This is a genomic window from Nonomuraea sp. GTA35 (assembly GCF_041950525.1).
Taxonomy (GTDB): Bacteria; Actinomycetota; Actinomycetes; order Streptosporangiales; family Streptosporangiaceae; genus Nonomuraea.
In genome coordinates this window covers 155,162-179,532 of the sequence record NZ_JBGNUV010000019.1, presented here as the reverse complement: position 1 = coordinate 179,532, position 24,371 = coordinate 155,162, and the positions used below count along the sequence as shown (strand labels likewise).

Here is a 24,371-nt window from a genome sequence, read left to right as displayed (position 1 = left end):
GGATGGGAGCCGGCGGCCGGGCGGAGGCGGGCGGCGGAGCGGTGGACGGTGGCGGGGTGGGGGCCGTGGGGGCGGGCCGGGTGGCTGGCGGCGGTGGGGGCGGGGGGCGCGCTGGTGGTGTCGGAGGTGGAGTTCGGTGGCGAGGCGCTGCTGCGGGTCGTGACGCCTTATCTGGTGCTCGGGGTGGGGGCGCTGCTGTTGTGGCGGCGCGGGGCCGTGCTGGCGGTGGTGGCGGTGCTGGCGGGGTACGCCCTGCCGGGCTCCGTGCGGGACGTGGCCGGGCACGTCGATCCCTGGCCGGAGCGGCGGGAGCGGCTGATCCCGAAGGGGGCGCTGGAGGGGGGGCGGTGGCTGCGGGCGCACTCCTCGCCCGGCGACGTGGTCGCCACGGACCTGCACTGCCGTTACGACTGGTGGCAGGTGTGCGACAGCCGGCACTTCTGGGTGTCGGGGTTCAGCGAGCGGCGGGTGCTGGTGGAGGGCTGGGCGTACGCCGAGAGCACGCTGTCGCGGGCCAGGCCGTTCGTGCGGTCGTACCTCGCGGAGCCGTTCGGGGACCGGGAGCGGCTGGCGGCGAACGACGTGGTGTTCGTGGCGCCGACGGCGGAGAACGTCCGGACACTCGCCCAGAAATATGGCGTCAAATGGCTTTTCACCGGCATAAATCCGGTGCTGGATGAATTCGCTGAATTGCGGTTCCGGAATGCGACCTCTTCGGTCTATCGGCTCCCCGGAAGGTAAAGATCCTTCCGCTTCTCGGAATGGTAAGGAAAAAGCCGCACGCGCCCCGCTGGACTCCCCCAGCACCATTTCCGTGGACCCACGGCCACGAGCAGATCAGGGGAGCCTATGGACACGCGTGCCGCCATGGAGCCGAGCCCCCGCGTCCTCGAGCCCGCGGCCAGGCCGGCGAGCGTGGACATCGTCATCCCCGTGCTCAACGAGGAGCGCGCGCTGCCCGGCTGCGTCCGCACGCTGGCCGCCTACCTCGACGCCGGGTTCCCGCTGCCGTGGCGGATCACGATCGTGGACAACGGCAGCACCGACGGCACCTGGCGGGTCGCCACCGCGCTGGCCGGGGAGCTGGAGCAGGTGCACGCCCGGCGGCTGGACATCAGGGGCCGGGGCGCGGCGCTGCGGGCGGCCTGGCAGGAGAGCCCGGCCGACGTCGTGGCGTACATGGACGTCGATCTGTCCACCGACCTCGACGCCCTGTTCCCGCTGGTGGCGGCGGTGGCCGGCGGCCACTCCGAGCTCGCCGTCGGCACCCGCCTGGCACCCGGCGCGCGCACGCGCCGCTCGCTGCGCCGCGAGGTGGTGTCGCGGGGCTACAACGCCCTGCTCAGGCACGGGTTCGGGGTCCGGTTCAGCGACGCGCAGTGCGGGTTCAAGGCCGCCAGGACGGACGTGGTCAGGCCGCTGATGCGCAAGGTCGAGGACGACTCCTGGTTCTTCGACACCGAGCTGCTGCTGCTGGCCGAGCACAACGGGCTGAGGGTGCACGAGGTGCCGGTCGACTGGATCGAGGACGCCGACTCCCGCGTCAAGGTGGTCAGGACGGCCGTCGACGACCTGAAAGGGCTGGCCAGGGTGGCCTGGTCGATGTCCACGGGCCGGGCGCGGGTGCAGGTACGCAGGCCGGAGCCGGCGCCGGCGCATCCGGACGCGGTACTGACCCGGCCAATGCTCGACATTTCTGCTTTTATCGCGATAGTCCCCGGAATTCTGCATGCGCTGGCGTATCTCCCGTTACGAGAAATGTGGTCACCGGCGGTGGCGAACCTCGGCGCGCTCCTCCTGGCGGGGATCGTCAGGGTCACGGCCCGCCGCCGGTCGGCCTTGCGCGCCGCGACCCGATGCGCGGTTCTCTACGCCCTCACCACCGCGGCCGTGCTCTGCGTGCCCGCCGAGGGGGCCGCGCCCGAGTCGGGCGCCGTCGCGGCCGCGTACTGCCTGCTCGCCCTGCTCCGCTGGGTCTTCTCCCGGACAAGGAACTGATCGATGGAAACCACTGAGATCCGCCGCCTGATCGCGCTCGAGGAGACCCACTGGTGGTACCGCGAGCGCCGCGCCATCCTGCGCAGGGAGCTGCGCGGGCTGGGCCGTCCAGGCCGGGCGCTGGACGTCGGCGCGGCGGGCGGCGGGAACACCAAGGTGCTGGTCGAGGCGGGCTGGGACGCGACCGCGACCGACCACTGCGAGAGCGCGGTGGAGACGGCCAGGAAGCGGGGGCTCAAGGCGGTCCGGGCGGACGCGCGGGCGCTGCCGTTCGAGACGTCGAGCGTGAGCCTGGTGACCGCGTTCGACGTCCTGGAGCACATCCGCGAGGACCACCTGGTCACCGAGGAGATCGCCCGGGTGCTGGCGCCCGGCGGGCACGCGTTGATCGCGGTGCCGTGCGACATGTCGCTGTGGTCCCCGCACGACGACGCCGTCGGCCACGTACGCCGCTACGACCGCGACTCGCTCACGGTCGTCGTCGAGAAGGCCGGGCTGACCATCGACCGCATCTGGAGCTGGAACGTGCTCCTGCGCCCCCTCGTGGCCCGCCACCGGCGGCGCTCCAGCGGCGGCAGCGACCTGCGCAAGGCCCCCTTCCTGGTGAACGCCGGGCTGTCGGCGGTCGTCCGCGCCGAGCGTTACCTGCCGGTCAAGTCGCTCAAGGGGGTGACCCTCTTCCTGCGGGCCCGGCTCAACAGGTGAAGGTGCCCAGAACGAGACATCAGGGCACGCATGGGCGGGCGAGGATGGCTCTAGGCTTTGCTGTGTGGTGATGCATGCCCTACTCGCGGCTTCCCTAGCTCTTACCTCCCTGCCCGCCTCTGCCACTCAGGCCGCCGCCGTCGACTGCGCCCGGGTCAAGTGCCTGGCGCTCACCTTCGACGACGGGCCGGGCAAGGACACCCCCGTCCTGCTCAAGGCGCTGTCCAAGGCGAAGGCCAAGGCCACGTTCTTCCTCGTGGGCAAGCGGGTGGAGGAGCGGCCCGAGGTGGCCAGGCAGATCGTCGCTCGCGGGCACGCCATCGGCAACCACACCTACTCGCACGCCTCGCTGCCCGCGCACTCCGACAACGAGATCCTCGACGAGCTCAAGGTCACGCAGGACGTGATCGAGGAGGTCACGGGCCGGCGTCCGACGATGTTCCGGCCGCCGTACGGGCAAACGGACGAGCGGGTGCTGGGGCTGGCGGGCCAGACCGAGCTGGCGCAGATCCTGTGGACGGACACCACGCTCGACTGGAGCCTGCGCGACACCAAGAAGATCAAGGCGGCCGTGCTGAAGTCGGCCAAGCGCGACGGCGTGATCCTCATGCACGACGTGGTCCCGCAGACGGTGCGGGTCATGCCGGAGATCCTCAAGGAGCTCAAGAAGCGCGGCTACCACCTCGTCACGGTGCCCACACTGCTGCGCGGCAAGGGACCGACGCCAGGGGAGAGCTACTTCTGACCGGTTCCCCCTCAGTTCGGGAATGAAAGCATGGGGAGAGACATCAGGCGCAGGCCCTGGGTCGCGCTGACGACCTTCCTGATCGTCCAGGCCGTGCTCGGCTGCTGGTGGGCGGCCTTCTATCCGGGCCTGTTCAGCCGCGACTCGGTGCTCTACCTCAGCCACACGATGGTCGGGCCCTGGGTGAGCGATCACTCGGTGGTCTACGACGCGCTGCTGTGGCTGAGCTTTACCAAGACCGGTGACCTGGGCGCCGTCACGTTCGCGCAGACCACGGCCATGGCCGGGGCGCTGACCTACCTGGCGCAGTCGCTGAAGGCGATGGGCGCGCCGCGGCTGCTGACGACCGTGGTGGTCGTGCTGATGCCGCTGGCGCCGCCGGTGGGCGCGTTCACGGTGACGCTGTGGAAGGACGTGCCGTTCACGATCTGCGCCGTGGCCATCGCCGGCCTGTGCGCGCGGATCGCCGCCCGCCGCGCCGTCGGCGTGCCCGCGCTCGTCGGGCTCGCGCTGCTGTTCGTGGCGCTCGGGCTCTTCCGCGCCAACGGCTTCCTCATCGCGGGCGTGGCCGTGCTGGCGCTGTTGGTGCTCGTCCCGGCCGTGCGGCTGCGGCTGCTGCTCACCGGCACGCTCGCCGCCGCGCTGCCGCTCATGCTCTCGAACGTGGTCTTCCCGCAGTTCGGGATCGTGGCGCCGTCGAAGACGTACGTCTACCACACCGCGTACGGGGACATCGCGGTCGCCTACCGGCAGCGGCCCGACCTGTTCACCCCGCAGGACATCAGCCTCATGTCGGCGGTGGCGCCGATCGAGCGGTGGTGGGCGGGGGGCACCTGCTACACGATCAACCCGCTGATCTGGCGCACGGACTTCAGCTGGCAGCAGGCCGACCTGCACGCCGGTGAGCTGCTGGAGCTGTGGCGGCGGCTGCTGGTCGCCGAGCCGCGACTGGTCGTGGACGCGCGGCTGTGCCGGGGCGCGATCGCGTGGCGGCCGGTGCAGGACGGGCAGGTGACCGGGGGGATGACGTACCGGTTGTCGCGGCGGCCGAACGCCGACACGTACGTGGGGCCGTACAAGGTGGCGGACTTTCCCGGGCGGTGGGTGTACTCGCTGCGGCCGCTGTCCATGGAGCTCAACCAGGTGGCCGACCCGTGGCTGACCGGGGCGCTGATGCCCGAGTGGGACTGGGTGCTGTGGCGGGGGGCGTCGTGGGCGTACCTGTCGTACCTGGCGGTGGGGCTGGCGGCGTGGGCGCTGCGCAACCGGTACGTGCTGGGGGTGGCGGCGGTGGTGGCCGGGCAGCAGCTCGCCGTGCTGGCCAACATCTCGGCGCAGGACTTCCGCTACATGGCTACGCCGATCTTCGTGGGGGCGCTGCTGGTGCCGCTGTTCCTGGGGAGCCTGGTGCGGCTGTCGGCGGAGGCCGGGGAGGGGCTCAGGCGGCGGCTGCACCGCCGGCCGGCCGCCCCGGCGCCCACGGGACAGCCCGCGGAGGGGCCCGTGGAGGAGCTCGAACCGCTGGTGGCGTCGAAGGCTGAGCCCATCGGCCCCGAGACGGGCTCCGAGACAGGCTCCGAGGACGACGCGCCGACCGAGCCGATCGACATGCGGCAGGACCCCGGCGGGCGCGCCTAGATGCTCTCGTCCCCGCCGTAAGCCCGGGCCCGGCCGGGCAGCCGTACCACCGTGACGAAGAACTCGTCGATCTGCCGGATCACGGCCATGAAGCGGTCGAGGTCGACGGGTTTGCTCACGTAGGCGTTCGCGAACAGCTCGTAGCTGCGCAGGATGTCCTCCTCGGCCGAGGAGGTGGTGAGCACCACGACGGGGATGGAGCGCAGCTCGGGATCGCCCTTGATGCGTTCCAGCACCTGGCGGCCGTCGTACTTGGGCAGGTTGAGATCGAGCAGGATCAGGTCGGGGCGCGGCGCGGCGGCGTGCTCGCCGCGCCGGTAGACGAAGTCGAGCGCCTCCAGGCCGTCCCTGACGACGTGGAGGTTGTTGCGGATCTTGTTGTCCTCGAACGCCTCGCGCGTGATGAGCTCGTCGCCGGGATCGTCCTCGACGAGGAGGACTTCGATGGGTTGCCCGGTCATGAGCTGTTTCCTTCGGGGTCGATGCCAGGGTCGGCCGGCAGGGTGGAGACGGGCTGGGTGGTGGCGGGGTGGATGGTGGCGGGCAGGGTGAAGCACAGCCGGGCGCCGCCGGTGTAGCCGGTGTCCAGCCAGATCCTGCCGCCGTGGTTCTCGACGATCTTCTTGCACATCGCCAGGCCGATGCCGGTGCCGCTGTACTGCTCGCGGCTGTGCAGGCGCTGGAAGATGACGAAGATCTTATCGGCGAACTCGGGCTCCACGCCGATGCCGTTGTCAGCCACGGAGAACTCCCAGCCGTCCACTCCGGGCTCGCACCCGATGCGGATCAGCGGCTCGCGGGCCGGGTCGCGGAACTTGATGGCGTTGCTGATGAGGTTCTGCCAGAGCAGGCGCAGCATCGTAGGATCGCCGACGACGGTGGGCAGCTTGCCGGGGCGCTCGAAGCGGGCGCCGGACTCCTCGATCGGAGCCGACAGGTCGTCGATCACCTTGTCCAGCGTCTCCTCCAGCTCGACGGGCTCGCGGTCGTCGTACACCCTGCCCACCCGGGAGAACCTCAGCAGGTCGTTGATGAGGACCTGCATCCGGGTGGCCCCGTCCACCGCGAAGCGGATGTACTGCTTGCCGCGCTCGTCCAGCACCTCCCCGTACCGTTTCTCCAGGAGCTGGCAGAAGGTGGCGACCTTGCGCAGCGGCTCCTGCAGGTCGTGCGAGGCCACGTACGCGAACTGCTCCAGCTCGGCGTTCGAGCGCCGCAGCTCCACGGCCTGCGCGTCGAGGTCGGCGGCCTGCTCGCGCAGCAGCACCTGCTGCCGGTGGGAGTCGCCGAGGGCCTGCACGATCCGTACGCGCATCAGGTCCACGTCCTCGGCGACCTCGCGGATGTCGGCCGGGCCCCTGGCGGGGATGGCGTGCTCGAAGTCGCCGGCCGCGATCTCGCGGGAGGCCGTGCGGAGCTGGTCGAGCGGCCGGACGACCGCGCGGCGCAGCAGCACGGCCATGCCCACCATGGCCAGCGGGAACAGCACGAGCATGGCCAGGAAGGCCCAGTTGCGCAGCTGCTCGGCCCGGAACAGCTCCACCCGGGAGCTCTCGCGGAGCTGCGCGAGGCGGCCGTTCTGCCGTTCGAGCATCGTCCTGATCTCGTCGAACGCCTGCTTGCCCGCCTCCACCGTCACGCCGGGCACGCTGCCGTCGTCGCGCCGTTCCGCGGTCATGGGCTCGGCGTAGTCCCTGCGCCAGGCGGCGGCCTTGTCGCTGATGGCGTTCAGCTCGGCGAGCAGGTCGGGCCGGTCGCCGACGTGTGCGGCCACCTGCGCGCTGCTGAGCTGCTCGGCGGCCACGCCCTCGGCGTACGGCTGCAGGAACTCCTGCCTGCCGGTCAGCAGGAAGCCCCTGACGCCGGTCTCCTGGTCGATCAGGGCCTTCTGCATCTGGGACGCCTCGATCGCGGCCGGGGAGATGCGCGTGGTCAGCTCGTCGGACAGGCTGCTCGTACGCTCGATCATGACGGCGCCCATCACCGCGCAGACCGCCACCAGGACGGTGAAGGCCGCGATCATCACCAGGAACCAGCCGTGCACGGTCAGGCGGCGCAGGCGGGACGCGTCGATCATGCTCGCTCTCTCCACCGCAGGTGCACCACGGCGAGGTCGTCGGCGGGCGCGTCGGGCGCGGTGACCTCCTCGACGTCGGCGATCAGCGCGTCGAGGAAGCCTTCGCCGTCGCGGTGCGCGTGCCGCCGGGCCAGCTCCAGCAGCCCCTCCTCGCCCAGCCAGCGCGGCGGCGCGCCCGGCAGGCGGCGCTCGAACAGGCCGTCGGTGTAGAGCGTGAGGCCGCCGCCCTTGGGCAGCTCCAGCACGTCCTGGTGCCAGTCGGCCTCCACGGGCAGGCCGAGCGCGAGGCTGTGCGTGGGGTCGGCCAGGCTCACCGTGTCGCCGTCGTGTAGCAGCATGCCGGGGTGGCCGGCGCGCCAGATCCGTACCGTGCGCTGGTCGGGCTCCAGGACGAGCGTGGACATGGTGACGAAGATGTCCGTGCCCGGCCGCTCGGCCTCCAGGATGCGTTCGAGCCTGCGCAGCAGGGCCGCCCCCGTCACGCCGCTGAGCACCAGCGCCCGCCAGGCGATGCGCAGGCAGACGCCGAGCGCGGCCTCGTCGGGGCCGTGCCCGCAGACGTCGCCGATGACCGCGTGCACGGCCTTGTCGTCGGACTCGACGACGTCGAAGAAGTCGCCGCCGAGCGTGGCCGAGCCCCTGCTGGGGCGGTAGCGCGAGGCCACCTCGATCGGCATGCTCTGCAGCAGCGGCGTGGGCAGCAGGCCGCGCTCCAGCCGCTCGTTCTCCTTGGCGCGCATGCGCTCGGCGTGCAGCGCCACGGCGGCCTGCTCGGCCTGCTTGCGCTGCATCGCGTACCGCAGCGTCCGGCCCAGCCACTCGGCCTCGACCCGGCCCTTGACCAGGTAGTCCTGTGCGCCCGCCGTCACCGCCGCCAGCCCCGCCTGCTCCTCGGCCAGGCCGGTGAGCACCACGACGGCCGCGTCACCCGCCTCCTCGATCACGGCGGACAGGGCCGAGAACTCGTACGCGTCGGGCAGGCCGAGGTCCAGCAGCACGCACTGGGGCCGCAACCGGACCAGGGCCCGCCGGGCCTCGTCCACGGAACGCGCCCACTCCAGGCGCACGGCAATACCGCTGTCCTCCAGCAGCTCCTCGACGATCAACGCGTCCTGCGGATCGTCCTCGACGAGCAACACCAACGGCTGCTTGCCGTACTCGCTCGCATGGGGCATGCGGGCTTCGCCACTCCTTCCGAACCGCGGGTCACGGGCATCCCCTTGCCAACCGCGGTCCGCGTTGGCCCAGGAGAAGCCTCTCTTCCCATAATTATCGCGGGTATGCGCGCGCATGCCGGAGTGGCGGCACGGGGCCTGCCGCCAGGGCCCGGACCTCTCACCAGGGACGGGGCCGCTCCGGCCGCCAGGGACGGGGCCCGCTCTGGTCGCCAGGGACGGGCCCGCTCCGGCCGCTCCGGCCGCCCTGCCCGCTCAACGAGGCCGGTAACAGCAGCGCGCCCCCGTACGCACGGTGGCGCGCAGTTCCTCGCCGATCGACGGATCGACCGCCGAGACCCGGTCCACGGCCCGCCAGATGGCCTTGCCCACGGCGACCCTGGCCCGCTCCTCGCTGCCCGTGAACGGCCGCGCCCGCCCGCCGATGCCGGTGGCCGCGGCCAGCTCGGCCAGCAGCCACTCCCGCTCCGCGCGCAGCGTGGCGGCGCGTTCGGGGTCGTCCTTCGACTCCAGCTCGCCGAGCTCGCCCTCCAGCCGCGCCAGCCGCTCCTTGTAGGTGCGCCTGGCCACCTCGTCGAGCACCGGCTGCGCCGAGTTCGCCGCGCTCCTGACGGCGTCCGCGCCGGCGGCCAGGTCGATCGCCGGGATCTCCTGGCCGGGGTTGGCCATCAGCGTCGCCAGGTAGCCCATGCCCACGCTGTGACCGACCAGCGCGCTGCGCCCGTCCAGCTCCAGCAGCCAGTGCAGGCCGCGCCGCCGGCAGCGGCAACCGCCGGCCTCGTCCGGCCGCGTGGCCGCCTTCGGCAGCACCATGCCGAGCTCCGCCGCCTCCCGCGCCGCGCCGGGCCCCTCGTCGCCGGGGTCGCCCCCGAGCGCGAGCGCCTGGGCGAGCCGGTGCCGGGACAGCACGGTGGCCGGCCAGTGTCCCAGCGCCAGGTTCTGCCGCACGGCGGCACGCAGGTGCCCGACCGCCCGGTCCACCTCGCCGAGGGTGAGCGCGGCCACGCCCAGGGGGTGGTGCGCAGAGCCGAGGCAGGCCACGCCGTGACCGGCGATGACCGGCAGGTCGGCGAACGGGGCGAGCGCGGCGTACGCGTGGGCGGCGGTGTCGGCGTCCCGCAGCAGGTGCGCGGCCTCCACCATGAAGTACATCGACGTCATCCACGTGCTGGAACGCGGCAGGTCGGGCCCGCGCAGCCGGGCCAGCAGCCCCTCGGCCGTACGGCGGTCGCCCGCGTCGGCGGCGGCCGCGGCCAGGCCGGCCAGGTAGGAGTTGTCCAGGGCGCCGAGGGTGGGCGAGTGCACCATCTCCGACAGCGCCGGCACGAGCTCGGTGCCGCGTCCCTGGAGCCAGCGGATGGCGACGAGCTGCCAGCCGTACCAGCCGGTGGCGTCGACGTCGCCGGTCGCGTCGCCGAGCTCCGCGCAGACCGCCGCCAGCGTCTCCGCCTCCTCGAACCGGCCGGCGCGGACGGTCAGCATCACCTTGATCGCGCTGACCACGAACCCGATGGCCCGGTGCTCCTTGGCGGCCAGCATGCCCTGCAGCTCCTGGAGGCTGCGCTCGGCCTTGGGCGAGGCCTCCAGGAACAGATCGACGGTACGCAGCAGCAGCCCCATCAGCGCGTCGCCCCGGCGCCCCGTGCGCGCGGCCTGCCCGATGAGCTCCTGGGCCAGCCGGAGGCGCCGCTCTCCGTGCTCGGGCCCGAGCAGGCAGTTGTGCGCCAGGCCCAGCGTCTCCGCCAGCGCCACCGGGTCACCGGCGCCGCGCGCCAGGGACAGGAGCCGGAGGATCGTCTCGTGCGTGCCGGCGCGGTAGTCCTCCTCGGCGGCCTGCCTGGCGCGCAGCCGCAGGGCCAGCGCCGAGCGGGGGTCCAGCCGCAGCAGGGCGTGGCGCTGGCGGGTGCGTACCCGCTCCCAGTCCGCGCAGGTCCGGTGCTCGTGCACCCACACGCCGCTCAGCCCGAGGGCGGCGCGGGCCAGCTGCTCGGGGTCGCCGCTCAGCTCGGCGTCCTGGTAGGCGGCGTCGAACCAGTAACGCGCGGCCCGCAGGTCGCCGTCCACGGACAGCGCGCGCTCGCCCGCCAGGATGGCGAAGGCGATGTTGCCGCGCGGGATTCGGTGTATCTCTCGTGTCGCGCCCACGTTGTGCGCTCTCCTCCGGATCGAAGCGACCGGCCCCCGTGATTCAGGAGGCGGTGGATCCGGGTTTGATACAGATCACGACGTGGTGATGCCGAGAGCGCGCAGCAGGGTGGTGTGGAGCGCCTGCCTCGACTCCTCCTTGGACAGCCGGCCGGCGGCGGTCTCCTCGCTCGCCGCGTGCGCGAGCCTGATCGTGACCGTGACCAGCCACTTCGCCGGCATTCCAGCGTCGAACTCGCCGGCCTCCTGGCCGCGCCGGATGACGCGTTCCAGCAGCTCGGCGACCGGCGCGTGGCGGGCCTGGTCGTCCTGCGGGGTCACGGGCAGCGCGCCGAGCTTCGGCAGGAGGGCGGGGTGCCGGCCGGCCGCGCGGTCGCCGGCGTCGAGCAGCCGCAGCAGCGCCTCGGCGGCCGGGCCGCTGCCGGGGTCGGTGGCGTCCATCGCGGCGACCGTCTCCTCGGTGAGGTGGTCGAGGACGGCCGCCAGCAGCCGGTCACGCGAGGGGAAGTGGGCGTAGACGGTCTGCCGGCTCACCCCGGCGGCGGTGGCGATGGCGTCGACGCTGGCGTCGGGTTCGGTGTCGAGCAGCTCGACGGCAGCCGCCAGGATGGCGGCCCTGCTGCGGCGGGCGTCGGCGCGGCGGTTCCGGGACGGGGTCGGGGACGAGCTCATCTCTTACACCTTGTCCAAGTTAATGGGCTGTGTATATCTTACAGCGCGTAAGAGTTATGGCAGTGATGGGGAGCATCATGAAGACAGACCCGAAGACGTTCATCGCCGACTTCATGACGTCGCTGACCGACGACCTGGTGAACACCGACGAGGACCCGGCCGTGATCATCGACCGGTACCACACGCCGGACATCGTGCAATTCGCCGACGGGAACCGGATCGACCGGGACAAGCTCATCGCCCACACCCGCCCGGTGCGCAAGAACCGCCCCGAGAGCCGCATGGAGGTGCACGAGGCGGTCACGGACGGGGACCGCCTCGCCGCCCGCTACACGCTGCACGTGCGGCAGCGCGCCAAGGACCTCGCGATCGACGTGCACTTCTTCGGCCGGTTCGCCGACGACGGCCGGATGCGCGAGGCCCACCTGCTGACCCGAACGTTGTGAGGGCGGGTCACTCCCACTCGATGGTGCCCGGGGGCTTGCTCGTCACGTCGAGCACCACCCGGTTGATCTCGCGCACCTCGTTGGTGATCCGCGTCGAGATGCGCGACAGCACGTCGTACGGCACCCGCGACCAGTCGGCCGTCATCGCGTCCTCGGACGTCACCGGCCGCAGCACCACCGGATGCCCGTACGTACGCCCGTCGCCCTGCACGCCCACCGACCGGACGTCGGCCAGCAGCACCACCGGGCACTGCCAGATCTGCCGGTCGAGGCCGGCCCGGGACAGCTCCTCGCGGGCGATGGCGTCGGCCTCGCGCAGGATGGCCAGCCGGTCGCGGGTCACCTCGCCGACGATGCGGATGCCGAGGCCGGGGCCGGGGAACGGCTGGCGCCAGACCATGGCGGCCGGCAGGCCGAGCTCCTCGCCGGCCCGGCGCACCTCGTCCTTGAACAGCGCCCGCAGCGGCTCCACCAGCTTGAACTGGAGGTCTTCCGGCAGGCCGCCGACGTTGTGGTGCGACTTGATGTTGGCGGTGCCGGTGCCGCCGCCCGACTCGACCACGTCGGGGTAGAGCGTGCCCTGGACCAGGAACTCCACCGGCCCGTCGGCCATGATGGCGCGCTGCTCGTCCTCGAAGACGCGGATGAACTCGCGGCCGATGATCTTGCGCTTCTCCTCCGGGTCCGTGACGCCCTCCAGGGCCTTCAGGAACCGGTCGGAGGCGTCGACCACGCGCAGCTTGACGCCCGTGACGGCCACGAAGTCGCGCTCGACCTGCTCGGCCTCGCCCTTGCGCAGCAGGCCGTGATCGACGAACACGCAGGTCAGACGCTCGCCGATGGCGCGCTGGACGATCGCGGCGGCCACCGCGGAGTCCACGCCGCCCGACAGCGCGCAGATGGCCCGGCCGTCGCCCACCTGGCGGCGCACGGCCTCGACGGAGTCCTCGACGATGTTGAGCATGGTCCACGACGGGCGGCAGCCGGCCGCCTCCAGGAAGTGCTTGAGCACGGCCTGGCCGTGCTCGGAGTGCAGCACCTCGGGGTGGAACTGCACGCCGTAGAGCCCGCGCTCGACGTTCTCGAACGCGGCGACCGGCGTCTCGCGGGTCGAGGCGGTCACCGCGAAGCCCTCGGGCGCCGCCGCCACGCTGTCACCGTGGGACATCCACACGGTCTGGCTGGCGGGCAGGCCGGCGAAGATGACACCCTCGTCGAGCACCTCCAGCGCGGTGCCGCCGTACTCGGCGACGCCCGTGCGGGCCACCTCGCCGCCCAGCGCCTGGGCCATGGCCTGGAAGCCGTAACAGATGCCGAACGTCGGCACGCCCGTGGAGAACAGGCCGTGCGGCACCGGCGGGGCGCCCTCGGCGTAGACCGAGGAGGGACCACCGGACAGGATGATCGCCTTCGGGTTCTTCGCCATCATCTCCTCGACCGGCATGGTCGAGGGCACGATCTCGGAGTAGACGTGGCACTCGCGCACCCGCCTGGCGATGAGCTGCGCGTACTGTGCGCCGAAGTCGACCACCAGCACTGTGTCGAATTCAGACACCGTGAGAACCCCCCATAGGCGAATGCGGTGACCTCAGTCTATCCGCCTTGGCAGTTACACCTGGCCAGGCACCGGCCGACGTGCTAACACAGAACAATGGATCTTGTCTGGCCGGTGGCGGCGTGGACCCTCTGGGTCGCGATGCTCGCCGCCGCCTTCAAGGTGTCCAGCCGGCACGACCCCGGGCAGGGCGCCGATGCCGCCCCGCCCGCCCCCGTGGCCGACCTCTTACGCGGCATGCGTGCCCAGGAGGTGTTCCACACGGCGCTGTTCGAGCTGGCCGGGCGCGGGTGGGTGGCGGTCGAGGGCGATCACCTGTCCCTCGGGTCCCCGCGGGAGGAGCCGCTGCCGGCGTACGAGCGGTGGGTCCTGGAGCGGGTGCGCGCCCGCATGGGGAACGCCTCCGAGGCCGCGGTGATCGACCTCATGCCGACCGCTGCCGAGCTCGACCGCGCGTTCGTCCCCCTCGTCCGCCGGCACGCCCTCGAGCTGGGGCTGGCGCGGCGGCGGTGGCCGAGCCTGCTCGTGCCGGTGGTGCTGGCGGCCTCGCTCGTCGTCCCCTGGTACGTCACGGTCGCGGCAGCAGGCGTGTCCTGGCCCGGGATCATCGCCACGGCGGTGTCGTTCGTGGCGGGGATCGGGCTGCTCATGGGCGGGCGCGGGTTCGTGCCGACGGCGCGCGGCCGCGAGGCCGCCGAGGCGGGCCCGGCCGGCCCCGAGCAGGAGTGGATCTTCACGGGCAGCGGCTGGCACAGCGGCGAGATCGAGCCCGCCAGGCCGCTCCCGCAGCGCCAGGAGGTCACCGGGCACATCGTCAAGCGGTGGGCCGACACCGGCCGCTACTACATCGCCCTGCACGACGGCAGCTCGCCCAAGGCCACCGCGTTCGAGGTCGAGCAGGGGCTGTACCACGACGTGCTGCCGGGCGACTGCGTACGGGTGCTGGTCAGGCCGCGCAGCGGCACGGTCGTACGGGTGCTGGCCCACGACCGTCACTGGTAGGCGGGCAGGCTCCCGGCGAGCAGGGTCTCGGTCTGCTCGCGCAGGCGGTCGGCGTACTTGGGGTCGGTCAGCAGCAGGAACCGCTCCTCGTGGATGCCCGTCACGACCAGGTCGGCCACCTCGGACGGCTCCATGCCCCGCTCGGCCGCCCTGCTGACCGACTCCCGCGACTCCACCTCGTCCGCGGTCGGGGCGGTGGCCGGGCCGGGCGGGCGGGTCCGGTCGGAGTCGCCGATGCGGGTCCTGACCGCCCCCGGGCACAGCGCGCTCACGCGCAGCTTGGACCCGGTGGCGGTCAGGTCCTGGGCCAGCGCCAGGGAGGCGGCCAGCGCGGCGTACTTGGTCACCGAGTAGCCGCCCGACCCCGGCGGGGCGAACAGGCCCGCGACGGAGACGGTGTTGACGATGTGGCCCTCGGTGTCCTGCTCGATCATGCGCGGCACGAACGCGTGGACGCCGTGCAGCACGCCCCACAGGTTCACGCCGAGCAGCCAGGAGAAGTCCGCCTCGTCGCGGGTCCACATGTGGCCGCCCTGGAAGACGCCCGCGTTGTTGCAGAGCACGTGGACGGCCCCGAGCTCCCCGAAACAGCGGTTGGCCAGGTGACGCACGGACGAGGCGTCGGACACGTCGGTGATCTGCGTGAGCACCCTGACGTCCCCGGCCATCGCGGCCGTCCGCGCGAGCCCGCCGTGGTCGACGTCGGCGAGCATCAACGTCATCCCCTCGGCCGCGAACCGGAGGGCCAGCGCCCGCCCGATGCCGCTCGCCGCGCCCGTCACCACCGCGACCTTGCCGGAAAGCTCGCGCACGGACCAACCTCCCTGGCGAATCGACGCTACAGACGTTCCCCGATCAACCCCGGGAGACGCTCCCGAACTCGCTCGGACGCCGCTCGGGCGTCAAGCACGCCGCTCGGACGCCGCTCGGGCGTCAAGCACGCCGCTCGGACGCCGCTCGGACGTCAGAGGACGGCGCCGATCAGGCCCAGGGGCGGCGCGCCGAGGTCGAGCAGCTCCTTGTGGAAGCGCTGCACGGTGAAGCCGGCGCCCCACTCGGCACGGGCCCGCTCGCGCAGGTCCATGATGAGCAGCTTGCCCCAGGTGTAGCGGCCGTACGTCGGGTCGAACGAGGCCCGCCGCGCCTCCGACAGCGCCGCGGGGCCCGCCAGGTGCGTGTCCGACTCGAACCGCCTGGCGCCCTCCTCGACCGTCATCTGGCCGGTGTGCACGCCGATCGCGCAGGCCAGCCGGGTGACGCGGATCAGCGCCTCCACCCACACGCCGATCTCGAAGCGCGGGTCGCCCTGCTCGAAGCCCTCCTCGACGCACAGCTCCTCGGCGTAGTGCGCCCAGCCCTCGATGAACGCCACCGACTGCAGCACCCTGCGCACCTCGGACGGCGCCCGCCGCAGCGCCCTGGCGTGCGAGAAGTGCCCGGGCGCGACCTCGTGCACGTTGATCGCGGGCAGCGTCGTGGCGCTGAAGACCTCCAGCCACTCCTCCTGGTCCTGCCGCGGCCAGGAGGTGTCGGGCGGCGTGATGTGGTACCACGACGGGCCCTCCGGCTCGCCCGGCGAGTTCCACGCCATCATGGCCATCGCCCAGCGGCGCGACTCGGGTGCCAGGCCCACCAGGCATTCGCCGTCGTGGTAGGGCACGAGGTCCTTCTCGCGGGTGAACGCGATGGCCTTCTCCGTGCCGATCCGCGCGGCCTCGATCACGCCCTCGGGGTCGGGGTGGTCCTTGACCAGCTCGCGTACGACGTCGAGCGGCGCCCGGTCCTGCTCCCCCAGCTTGGCGCAGGACTCGGCGAGCAGCGCCATCAGCCGGTCGCGCTCGGCGTCGGCCCGCTCGGCCAGCTTCCCGAGATCGACGGGCAGGCCCTCGGCGGTGCCCATCAGCCGCGCCAGCGCCTCGCCGCCGAGGGAGGCGTCCGGGTCGCCCTCGGCCGCGGCCCGCTCCAGGTGGGCGACGAGCCTGGCGTGCGCCTTGAGCGCGGCCTCGTCCGTGATGCCGGCGGCCAGCCCCTTCGCGGCTCCGAGCAGGGACTTCGCGACGGGCGCGGCCACCTGGTCGAGCGCGGCCACGGCCTGGTCCACGGCCTCGGGCCAGCGCGCGAGGTGGGCGGCCCTGGCCGCGGCGCGCTCCTCCTCGGGGCCGTAGTCGCGGTCGTAGCAGGCCAGGTCGAGGTTGGACAGGTGGAACAGCGGGTTCTTCCGGTGCAGTTCGAGCTCGCCGAGCTGGTTGCGCAGACTCTCCTCGAACACCTGTAGATGCCTGGCGTCGTGCGTGTCCTCGGGCTCCGGCCCCTGGCCGAGTCGTGCCAGGCCGGCCCGTACGCCGTCGGGCGACAGGTCCTGGATCTGACCGTCGTACTCGTGCCTGCCGCCGCCCTCGCGCGCCTCGGCCACCATCAGATCGGTGACGGCTCGTAGCCTGGCGTCAAGTTCTGTCATGGGCCGACGCTAGCGCACCTCTCCTTGGGATCTTAAGTACCCATAAATGAGACGCGGAGCTGCCGGGTCCGCGGGCAAGATTGTCGGCATGGCCATCCGCATCACCACGCTCGCCGAGCGCCCGGAGTTCGCCCCGACGCTCTGGGACATGGAGCACACCTGGCAGCGGTTCATGCTGGAGGATCCGGTCGCGGATCTGTACTACGCGCTGGTCAAGACCGCGTACCCGGACCACGTGCTGGTGGCCGACGACGACGCCGAGCCGGGACGGCTGGTGGCGCGGGGCTACATGACCCCGTTCGTGTCGGACGGCGGCGAGCTGCCCGACAGCGGATGGGACGGGGTGATCCGGTCCGGCTGGCTGGCCCGCGAGGGCGGCAGGCCGACCGACGCCGTCTCCGCCCTGGAGATCACCGTCCGCCGCGACCTGCTGGGCAAGGGCCTGTCCGGGGTGATGCTGGCGGCGCTGCGCGCCCAGGCCGCCCGGCTCGGCCACCGCGAGCTGGTCGCCCCGGTACGCCCCAACCTCAAGCACCTCGAACCGCACACCCCGATGGAGGAGTACGCGTTCAGGACGCGCGCCGACGGCCTGCCCCACGACGCCTGGCTCCGGGTGCACGTACGGGCGGGCGGCGAGATCGTCAAGGTGGCGCCGCGGTCGATGGTGGTGGCGGGCACGCTGGCGGAGTGGCGCGGCTGGACCGGCCTGCCCTTCGACCGCTCGGGGCCGGTGGAGGTGCCGGGCGCGCTCAGCCCGGTGCACTGCGACGTGCGCCACGACCACGCCGTCTACGTGGAGCCGAACGTCTGGGTCAGGCACCCCGTCTAACCGGCGAGGCACCGTCTAACCGGCGAGGCTCCGCAGCCTCTCCGCGTGCCGGGCGACGTCCAGCCCCTTCTCCCCGGCCCAGGCGTCGTCGTGGCAGCCCGCCAGGTGCCGCTCGCCCGCATCGCCGATCAGCGACACCACGGTGCCGCTCTCTCCCCTGGCCCGCATGCGCTCGACCAGCTCCAGCGCCGCCCAGAGCGCGGTGCCCGAGGAGGGCCCCACCGGCAGCCCGGTCACCTGCCTGAGGTGCCTGGCCGCCGCCACGCTCGCCGAGTCGGCGACGGGGACGACGAGATCGACCAGGTCGGGACGGAACCCGGGCTCGACACGGGGGCGCCCGATGCCCTCGATGCGCGACGGCATGCCGGTGGCGTAGTCGGGCACGTCGAGCGTCCATCCAGGGAAATAGGCGGAATTCTCCGGATCCGCCACCGCGACCCGGCAGCTCTCCCCGTGCGCCCTGATCCACGAGCCGAGCGTGGCCGACGTGGCGCCGGTGCCGGCCCCCGTCACCACCCAGTCCGGCCGCACCTGCCCGAACAGCTCCTCGGCCAGATCGTGCTCGGCCGCCCGCCCGAACTGGTCGAGGAAGTGCCCCTCGATCCGCCGCGCCGCCTCGTAGATGGCCACCGGCGGCGTCACGAACCTGCACTCCCCGCCCAGCTCCTCCACCGGCCTGGCCCGTGCCCGGCTGTGCCTGCCGGGCATCACCACGACGTACGGCAACCCCAGCCGCCGCGCGAACCACGCCTGGGCGACGGCGGCGTTCCCGCCCGTCGCCTCGACCACGGTCGTGCCCTCGGTGACCAGCCCGTCGAGGATCGCCCGGCGAAACAGCGCCCTGGCGTGCCGGTGCCGCAGGCTGCCGGTCGGATGCGCGGACTCGTCCTTCAGCAGCAGCCTGACCCCGGGCGCCCGCACGGGGAACTCGATCAGCGGCGTGGGCTCCCCCGCCGCCAGCACGTCCGACCAGCTCACCCCTCCACCCTGCCAGACCGGCAGGGAACGAACAGGACCCGTTCGCCAGGAGCCGAGCCCTACTTCAGCCGCGCCCGCCGCATCACCTTCAGCGCCGTCGCCAGCAACCCCGCCCACCTCTCGTACGGCACCCCTGCCGGCGGCTCGAACCCCAGCCACCCCGCCTGCGAGGCCACCGCCTTGGTCTCGGTGTAGCGCAGCAGCCCCTCGACCCCGTGCCTGCGGCCCAGCCCGGACGCCTTCATGCCGCCCATGGGCACGTCGTAGGACGCGTACGCCGAGGCGTACCCCTCGTTGATGTTGACCGTCCCGGCACGCACCCTGGCGGCCAGGCGGCGGGCGCGGGGCGGGCTGGAGGTCCAGATGGAGGCGTTGAGGCCGTAGGCGGTGTCGTTGGCCAGCCCGACCGCCTCGTCCTCCGTGGCGAAGGGGTAGAGCGCCACCACGGGCCCGAACGTCTCGTCGCGGCACAGCTCCATGTCCTCACCGACCCCGGTGAGCACGGTCGGCTCGTAGAACAGCGGGCCGAGGTCGGGCCTGGCCCGGCCGCCGGTCAGCAGCGTGGCGCCCTTGGCGACGGCGTCGTCCACGTGCGCGGTGACCGTGTCGAGCTGGCGGCGGGAGGTGAGCGAGCCCATCTGCACCGACCAGTCGTGCCCGGCACCCAGCTTGAGCGCCCTGACCTCCCGCACGAAGCGCTCGGCGAAGGCGTCGAAGAGGGACGCGTGCACGTACAGGCGCTCGATCGACAGGCAGAGCTGGCCGGCGTTGGTGAAGCAGGCCCGGATGGCGCCCTGCACGGCCACGTCGAGGTCGGCGTCGTCGAGCACGATCATCGGGTTCTTGCCGCCGAGCTCCAGCGAGCAGCCGATGAGCCGCTTGGCCGCCTCCTCGGCGATCTTCCTGCCGCCGCGGGTGGAGCCGGTGAAGACGACGTAGTCGGCGTGGTCGAGCAGCGCGTCGCCGATGCCGGCCGGCTCGCCGAGCACGACCTGCCAGATCTCGCGCGGCATGCCCAGCTCGGCCAGCAGGTCGATGGTCCACAGCGTGGACAGGGCGGTCTGGGTGTCGGGCTTGTGCACGATCGCGTTGCCGGCCAGCAACGCGGGCACCGCGTCGGTGACGCCCAGCGCGAGCGGGTAGTTCCACGGGCTGATCAGCGCGACCACCCCCTTGGGCGGGCGCAGCTCCGTCACGCGGGTGGCGCCGGGGAGGATGCCCTTGCGGGCTCGCGGGGCGAGCAGGCGCGGCGCGCGGCGGGCGTAGTAGAGGCTGCAGCCCGCGACGTCGAGCACCTCCTCGAAGGCGTGCTTGCGGGCCTTGCCCGTCTCGTTCTGGACGATGTCGAGGATCTCGTCCCTGCGGTCGAGGATGGCGTCGTGCAGGAGGAGGAAGGGTCTGGCTCTTTCCGCGGGTGACCTGCCCGCCCATTCGGCCTGGGCCGCCCTGGCCTTCCCGTACGCCGCCCGGACGTCGCCGGCGTCGGAAATGGGCAGCTCAGTGAGGGTTTCTCCGGTGAACGGAGCGATGACGCACTGTGTCCTACCGCTGGACGTGACCTGCATCTCAGAAGCATATTCCGCGTTGCTACCGGCGGGTAGTTTTTGCGGATCCGCGGCATAGGGCCAGAATCCCCTCATGGCATCCTTCGCTCCGCTCCGGCCCGGAGATCCACAGCGGCTGGGGGGCTTCGAGCTCCTCGGCCGGCTCGGCGAGGGCGGTCAAGGCGTCGTTTACCTGGCCAAGGACCACGCGGGCCACAACGTGGCCGTCAAGTGGCTGCGGCCCGACCTGTCGGGCGACCAGGTGAGCGTCGAGCGGTTCCTGCGCGAGGTCCAGGTGGCCCAGCAGGTCGCGCCCTTCTGCACCGCCGCCGTCCTGGGAACAGGGGTCGAGCAGGACAGGCCGTTCATCGTCAGCGAGTTCATCGAGGGCCCCTCCTTACAGCGGGTCGTGCAGGAGGAGGGGCCGCGCACGGGCTCCGTCCTGCACCGGCTGGCCATCGGCACCGCCACGGCGCTGGCCGCCATCCACCAGGCCGGCATCGTGCACCGCGACTTCAAGCCGGCGAACGTGATCATAGGCGCCGACGGGCCGCGCGTGATCGACTTCGGCATCGCGCGGGCGCTCAACGCCACCTCCACGATCAGCAGCATGGTCGTGGGCACGCCGTCGTACATGCCGCCCGAGCAGGTCATGGGTCACACCGTCGGGCCGGCCGCCGACATGTTCTCGTGGGCCAGCGCCATGGTGTTCGCCGCCTCCGGGCGGGCGCCGTTCGGCAGCGACACGATGCCCGCGGTGATCAACCGCGTGCTCAACCAGCAGCCCGACCTGGGCGCGCTCGGCGAGGGCCCGCTGCGTGACGTGGTGGTGGCGTGCCTGGCCAAGGACCCGGCGCAGCGGCCCACGGCCGAGCAGGTGATCATGCGGCTGCTGCAGCAGCCGGCGCCGAACCCCGGCATGCTGGCGCAGGGCGCCGCCGAGGCCGCCCCCGCCGGGCCGTACGCGCCTCCGGCCGGCCCGCACTCGGGCCCGTACGGAGGCCCGCCCTCCGGCCCGCCGTTCGGCTCCCCCCCAGGCCCTCCCACAGGCCCTCCCACGGGCTCACCCACGGGCTCACCCACGGGGCCGCCCTCGGGTTCGCCGTTCGCGTCACCGGCCGGCTCCCCGCCGGGGCCGAGGTCCGGCAACGTCCCGTACGCGACCGGCGCCCAGTTCCCCCAGTACCAGCACCAGCAGCCGCCGTGGCAGCAGCCCACGACCCCGTCCTACGGGCAGCAGGGCATGTACACGCAGGCGCCGCCGCGCAAGAGCGGCAAGGGCCCGCTGATCGCCGGCATCACGGTGGCGGTGGCGCTGCTCCTGCTCGCCGGCGTCATCGTGATCATCCAGATCGACAAGGCCTCGACGACGACCGTGGCGGTCGGGACCGGCACGCCGGAGTCCAGGCGTTCGTCGAAGAGCGCCGAGCCGTCACCGACGGTGCCGGCCGTCCCGGAGACCGGCACCAGGAGAACGCTCCCCGGCGGCAGGATCTCCCTGTACGAGCACCCCGCCGACGCCATCGTGCTGACCTCCTACGAGGTCTACGACAAGAAGGACGACGACTGGATCGACTACGCCAGGGGCTCGCTGCGCGGCACGTTCACGAAGTTCCAGGAGAACTGGGAGTCGATGGTCTCCCCCGACGGGAAGCTCCTGGCCACCAGGGGCAGGAGCTACAGCTCCGACGACTACGACTTCATCGTCATCACCGACCGCGACTCCGGCGAGCGTACGACGATCAAAACCGTCAAGGAGCCGCTGATCAGCAGCATCAGGGCCTGGTCGAAGGACGGCTCCAAGATCCTGCTGAACATCGAGAAGAAGAGCGGCAGCAAGTGGCTCTACCTCGGCTTCGTCATCGTGGACGTGACCGCGAAGACGGCCGACGTGACCAACGTGAGCGACACCTCCATCCGCGGCACCGCCTTCGGCTTCGACGGCGACGACGAGGGCGTGGTCAACGTCTACGGCAGCGAGACCAACCGCAACCTGCGCTTCTTCGACACCGAGGGCAAGGCCACCCGCTCGCTGACGGGCATCGGCACGCTCTCCGCCGGCACGCAGGACATCTTCTCTCCGTCGGGCGAGACGTTCGTCACCAACTGCCCCAACGGCGGCGACGGCGACCACTGCATCTGGGACACCGCGACGGGCGAGCGCGTGCAGAAGTTCTCCTCCGACTGCGACAAGGTGCTCGGCTTCTACGACGAGAGCCACCTCTACTGCTGGGAGCAGGACAACGGCGCCAACGACGAGATCCAGGTGCTCGACTTCACCGGCAAGCTGCTGCGCAAGATGCTCGAAGTGCCCGACGACCTCGACTTCAGCCCGGCCTTCACCGCCAACCCGTCCAGGGGCTCCTGAACCATCCCGCCCGCGCAGCCGTGATGAGGGCATGAAGACGTTGATCCGCACGGCCGTGACCGCCGCCGCGCTCGCGACGGTCACGGCCGCCTGCACCTCTTCGACAGGAGGCTCCGCCCCGCCCCCGAAGGCGACGTCGCTCGGCGCCGTCCGCCTGGTGGCCTACAGCAGTTGCGACGACGCGCTGGCCGGCCTGCGCGAGCAGGCCGCCGCCAACGTCACCGCGTACGGCTTCGGCGGCGTCATGCCGTTCGCGGTCGCGCAGGACGCGGCGGCCGAGAGCAAGGCCAGGGTGGCGGCGACGCCGGAGCACTCCACCACGAACGTGCACGAGGCCGGCGTGGACGAGCCCGACCTGGTCAAGACCGACGGCAACCGGCTCATCACGGTCGCGGACGGCACCCTGCGGATCATCGACACGGCCACCAGGAAGATCACCGGGTCGGTCAAGCTGACCGAGGGCGAGGGCGGCCCCGGACTCCCCGGCGACCTGCTGGTCTCCGGCGACCGCGCGCTGGTGCTCATGCGCGGCGGCGACATCATGTACAAGGCGCGGTCGATCGGGCCGCCCGGCGACACCCGCTACGTCGTGGTGGACCTGGCGGGCGAGCCCAAGGTGCTGAGCACGATCCGGCCGCAGGGCTCGTACGTGGACGCCAGGATGATCGGCTCCACGGTCCGGCTCGTCACCCGCAGCCAGCCCGACATCGCCTTCCCCGAGCCGAAGCAGAACGCCACGGAGGCCGATCTGGTCAAGGCGAACCAGGACGCCGTCCGGCGCGCGCCGGTGGACGCCTGGCTGCCGAAGATCGAGATCACGGACGCGTCGGGCGCCGTCAGGAAGGACACGGTCGCGTGCGAGCGGGTCAGCCACCCCGCCGACTACACCGGCACCTCGATGCTGACCGTGCACACCATCGACCTGACGCAGGGCGTCACGGCCGCGGGCACCGACCCGATCAGCCTGGCCGCCGACGGCGACGTGGTGTACGGCACCGGCCAGAGCCTGTACGTGGCCAGCAACCCGCGCTGGTGGTTCCCGGTGGCCCGCCCGCTCCCCGTCGAGGAGCCCCCGGCCTCCTCCTCGGACGCGGTCGCCCCCGCGGTGGAGCCCACCCCTGACGACCCGGCGGTGTCCCCGCCGACCCATCGGCCGACGCCCACGACGCCGCCGGAGGAGACGCAGGTGCACCGGTTCGACATCACCAGGCCCGGCGCGCCCGCGTACGTGGCCTCGGGCAAGGTGCCCGGCCGGCTGCTGAACCAGTACTCGCTGTCGGAGCACGACGGTCACCTGCGCATCGCCACCACCGTGGACTCCGGCGACGAGAAGACCAGCTCCAGCTCCGTCTACGTGCTCAGGGCCGACACCCTGGCCAAGGTCGGCGAGGTCGGCGGCCTCGGCAAGGGCGAGCGCATCTACTCGGTCAGGTTCATCGGGCCGATCGGCTACTGCGTCACGTTCCGGCAGGTGGACCCGCTCTACACGCTGGACCTGCGCGACCCGGCGGCGCCGAGGGTGACGGGCGAGCTGAAGATCACGGGCTACTCGGCGTACCTGCACCCCGGCGGCGAGGGCCGGCTCATCGGCATCGGCCAGGAGGCCAGCGAGCAGGGCAGGACGCTGGGCACGCAGGTCTCGCTGTTCGACGTCAGCGACCCGGCCGCGCCGCGCCGGCTGTCGCAGTTCTTCCAGAAGGACTCGGGCTCCGGCGCCGAGTGGGACCCGCACGCGTTCCTGTACTGGCCGAAGACCGGCCTGTCGGTCATCCCGCTGAACAAGATGAACGAGTCGGGCGCGCTCGTGCTGCGGATCGGTGACGCGGAGGTCAAGGAGCTGGGCATGATCAAGCACCCGAAGCAGCGCCAGGAGGGCGGTTACAGCTACGAGCCGGGCATCCAGCGCTCGCTGGTCATCGGCGACTCGTTGTGGACGGTCTCGTACGAGGGTGTCCAGGTCAACGACCTCGCCACGCTGTCCTCACAAGCCTGGATCCCACTCCGTTAAGCAACCAAAAGGTGCCGGTTCGTAGCGA

At 72.2% G+C, this 24,371-nt stretch carries 20 protein-coding genes; 10 read left to right on the top strand and 10 right to left on the bottom strand.

From position 1 onward, the window contains the following. The 5 genes from ACBJ32_RS52200 to ACBJ32_RS52180 all read left to right on the top strand — a co-directional run. Nucleotides 1–741, top strand: a 741-nt coding sequence (locus ACBJ32_RS52200) for a hypothetical protein (protein WP_375133233.1), incomplete at its 5' end; no start/stop codon positions are given. Nucleotides 742–849: 108 nt separating this feature from the next. Beyond that, nucleotides 850–1,998, top strand: a complete 1,149-nt coding sequence (locus tag ACBJ32_RS52195) for a glycosyltransferase (RefSeq protein WP_375133232.1) — start codon at nucleotides 850–852, stop codon at nucleotides 1,996–1,998. A 3-nt stretch (nucleotides 1,999–2,001) separates the two neighbouring features. Continuing rightward, nucleotides 2,002–2,703 (top strand): class I SAM-dependent methyltransferase, encoded by a 702-nt coding sequence (locus ACBJ32_RS52190; protein WP_375133231.1) that lies wholly within the window; start codon nucleotides 2,002–2,004, stop codon nucleotides 2,701–2,703. Between the two features lie 70 nt (nucleotides 2,704–2,773). Next, complete coding sequence (locus ACBJ32_RS52185) at nucleotides 2,774–3,448, top strand: polysaccharide deacetylase family protein (protein WP_375133235.1); 675 nt, start codon at nucleotides 2,774–2,776, stop codon at nucleotides 3,446–3,448. Between the two features lie 30 nt (nucleotides 3,449–3,478). Further along, nucleotides 3,479–5,086: a hypothetical protein gene (locus ACBJ32_RS52180; protein ID WP_375133230.1), complete on the top strand. Its 1,608-nt coding sequence runs from the start codon at nucleotides 3,479–3,481 to the stop codon at nucleotides 5,084–5,086. On the opposite strand, the gene ACBJ32_RS52175 is transcribed toward ACBJ32_RS52180, so the two are convergent. The 5 genes from ACBJ32_RS52175 to ACBJ32_RS52155 form a co-directional block, all read right to left on the bottom strand. After that, nucleotides 5,083–5,547: a response regulator gene (locus ACBJ32_RS52175; RefSeq protein WP_375133229.1), complete on the bottom strand. Its 465-nt coding sequence runs from the start codon at nucleotides 5,545–5,547 to the stop codon at nucleotides 5,083–5,085. The two genes, ACBJ32_RS52180 and ACBJ32_RS52175, sit on opposite strands and share 4 nt — an antisense overlap. Further along, nucleotides 5,544–7,163: a CHASE3 domain-containing protein gene (locus ACBJ32_RS52170; RefSeq protein ID WP_375133228.1), complete on the bottom strand. Its 1,620-nt coding sequence runs from the start codon at nucleotides 7,161–7,163 to the stop codon at nucleotides 5,544–5,546. Before ACBJ32_RS52170 ends, ACBJ32_RS52175 begins: the two co-directional genes overlap by 4 nt. After that, nucleotides 7,160–8,338, bottom strand: a complete 1,179-nt coding sequence (locus tag ACBJ32_RS52165; RefSeq protein ID WP_375133227.1) for a PP2C family protein-serine/threonine phosphatase — start codon at nucleotides 8,336–8,338, stop codon at nucleotides 7,160–7,162. Before ACBJ32_RS52165 ends, ACBJ32_RS52170 begins: the two co-directional genes overlap by 4 nt. A 255-nt stretch (nucleotides 8,339–8,593) precedes the next feature. Beyond that, nucleotides 8,594–10,483 carry a hypothetical protein gene (locus ACBJ32_RS52160; RefSeq protein WP_375133226.1) on the bottom strand — a complete coding sequence of 630 codons (1,890 nt, stop codon included), beginning with the start codon at nucleotides 10,481–10,483 and terminating at the stop codon, nucleotides 8,594–8,596. 75 nt (nucleotides 10,484–10,558) lie between these two features. Then, nucleotides 10,559–11,155, bottom strand: a complete 597-nt coding sequence (locus tag ACBJ32_RS52155) for a TetR/AcrR family transcriptional regulator (protein ID WP_375133225.1) — start codon at nucleotides 11,153–11,155, stop codon at nucleotides 10,559–10,561. A gap of 77 nt (nucleotides 11,156–11,232) precedes the next feature. Between ACBJ32_RS52155 and ACBJ32_RS52150 the strand changes: the two genes are divergently transcribed. Then, on the top strand, nucleotides 11,233–11,601 hold the full coding sequence (locus tag ACBJ32_RS52150; protein ID WP_375133224.1) for a nuclear transport factor 2 family protein: 369 nt from the start codon (nucleotides 11,233–11,235) through the stop codon (nucleotides 11,599–11,601). A 7-nt stretch (nucleotides 11,602–11,608) separates the two neighbouring features. Here the strand turns inward: ACBJ32_RS52150 and guaA are convergent, their stop codons facing one another. Then, nucleotides 11,609–13,156 carry a glutamine-hydrolyzing GMP synthase gene (guaA, locus tag ACBJ32_RS52145; RefSeq protein WP_375133223.1) on the bottom strand — a complete coding sequence of 516 codons (1,548 nt, stop codon included), beginning with the start codon at nucleotides 13,154–13,156 and terminating at the stop codon, nucleotides 11,609–11,611. Between the two features lie 96 nt (nucleotides 13,157–13,252). Between guaA and ACBJ32_RS52140 the strand changes: the two genes are divergently transcribed. Beyond that, nucleotides 13,253–14,158 carry a hypothetical protein gene (locus ACBJ32_RS52140; protein ID WP_375133222.1) on the top strand — a complete coding sequence of 302 codons (906 nt, stop codon included), beginning with the start codon at nucleotides 13,253–13,255 and terminating at the stop codon, nucleotides 14,156–14,158. Here the strand turns inward: ACBJ32_RS52140 and ACBJ32_RS52135 are convergent. Both ACBJ32_RS52135 and ACBJ32_RS52130 read right to left on the bottom strand, forming a co-directional pair. Further along, nucleotides 14,149–14,970 carry an SDR family NAD(P)-dependent oxidoreductase gene (locus ACBJ32_RS52135; protein ID WP_375133221.1) on the bottom strand — a complete coding sequence of 274 codons (822 nt, stop codon included), beginning with the start codon at nucleotides 14,968–14,970 and terminating at the stop codon, nucleotides 14,149–14,151. The two genes, ACBJ32_RS52140 and ACBJ32_RS52135, sit on opposite strands and share 10 nt — an antisense overlap. A 152-nt stretch (nucleotides 14,971–15,122) precedes the next feature. Next, nucleotides 15,123–16,616, bottom strand: a complete 1,494-nt coding sequence (locus tag ACBJ32_RS52130) for a DUF885 family protein (RefSeq protein WP_375133220.1) — start codon at nucleotides 16,614–16,616, stop codon at nucleotides 15,123–15,125. Between the two features lie 88 nt (nucleotides 16,617–16,704). Between ACBJ32_RS52130 and ACBJ32_RS52125 the strand changes: the two genes are divergently transcribed. Beyond that, nucleotides 16,705–17,445: an N-acetyltransferase gene (locus tag ACBJ32_RS52125; protein ID WP_375133219.1), complete on the top strand. Its 741-nt coding sequence runs from the start codon at nucleotides 16,705–16,707 to the stop codon at nucleotides 17,443–17,445. A 15-nt stretch (nucleotides 17,446–17,460) separates the two neighbouring features. Here the strand turns inward: ACBJ32_RS52125 and ACBJ32_RS52120 are convergent, their stop codons facing one another. Together ACBJ32_RS52120 and ACBJ32_RS52115 are read right to left on the bottom strand one after the other, a co-directional pair. Further along, nucleotides 17,461–18,423, bottom strand: a complete 963-nt coding sequence (locus ACBJ32_RS52120; protein ID WP_375133218.1) for a PLP-dependent cysteine synthase family protein — start codon at nucleotides 18,421–18,423, stop codon at nucleotides 17,461–17,463. Nucleotides 18,424–18,482: 59 nt separating this feature from the next. Beyond that, a complete protein-coding gene (locus ACBJ32_RS52115) occupies nucleotides 18,483–19,988 on the bottom strand; it encodes a succinic semialdehyde dehydrogenase (protein WP_375133217.1) in 1,506 nt (501 codons plus the stop codon). A gap of 73 nt (nucleotides 19,989–20,061) precedes the next feature. Between ACBJ32_RS52115 and ACBJ32_RS52110 the strand changes: the two genes are divergently transcribed. Together ACBJ32_RS52110 and ACBJ32_RS52105 are read left to right on the top strand one after the other, a co-directional pair. Then, nucleotides 20,062–22,335, top strand: a complete 2,274-nt coding sequence (locus ACBJ32_RS52110) for a protein kinase (protein WP_375133216.1) — start codon at nucleotides 20,062–20,064, stop codon at nucleotides 22,333–22,335. Nucleotides 22,336–22,366: 31 nt separating this feature from the next. Further along, nucleotides 22,367–24,343 carry a beta-propeller domain-containing protein gene (locus ACBJ32_RS52105; protein WP_375133215.1) on the top strand — a complete coding sequence of 659 codons (1,977 nt, stop codon included), beginning with the start codon at nucleotides 22,367–22,369 and terminating at the stop codon, nucleotides 24,341–24,343. Nucleotides 24,344–24,371: the final 28 nt, after the last annotated feature.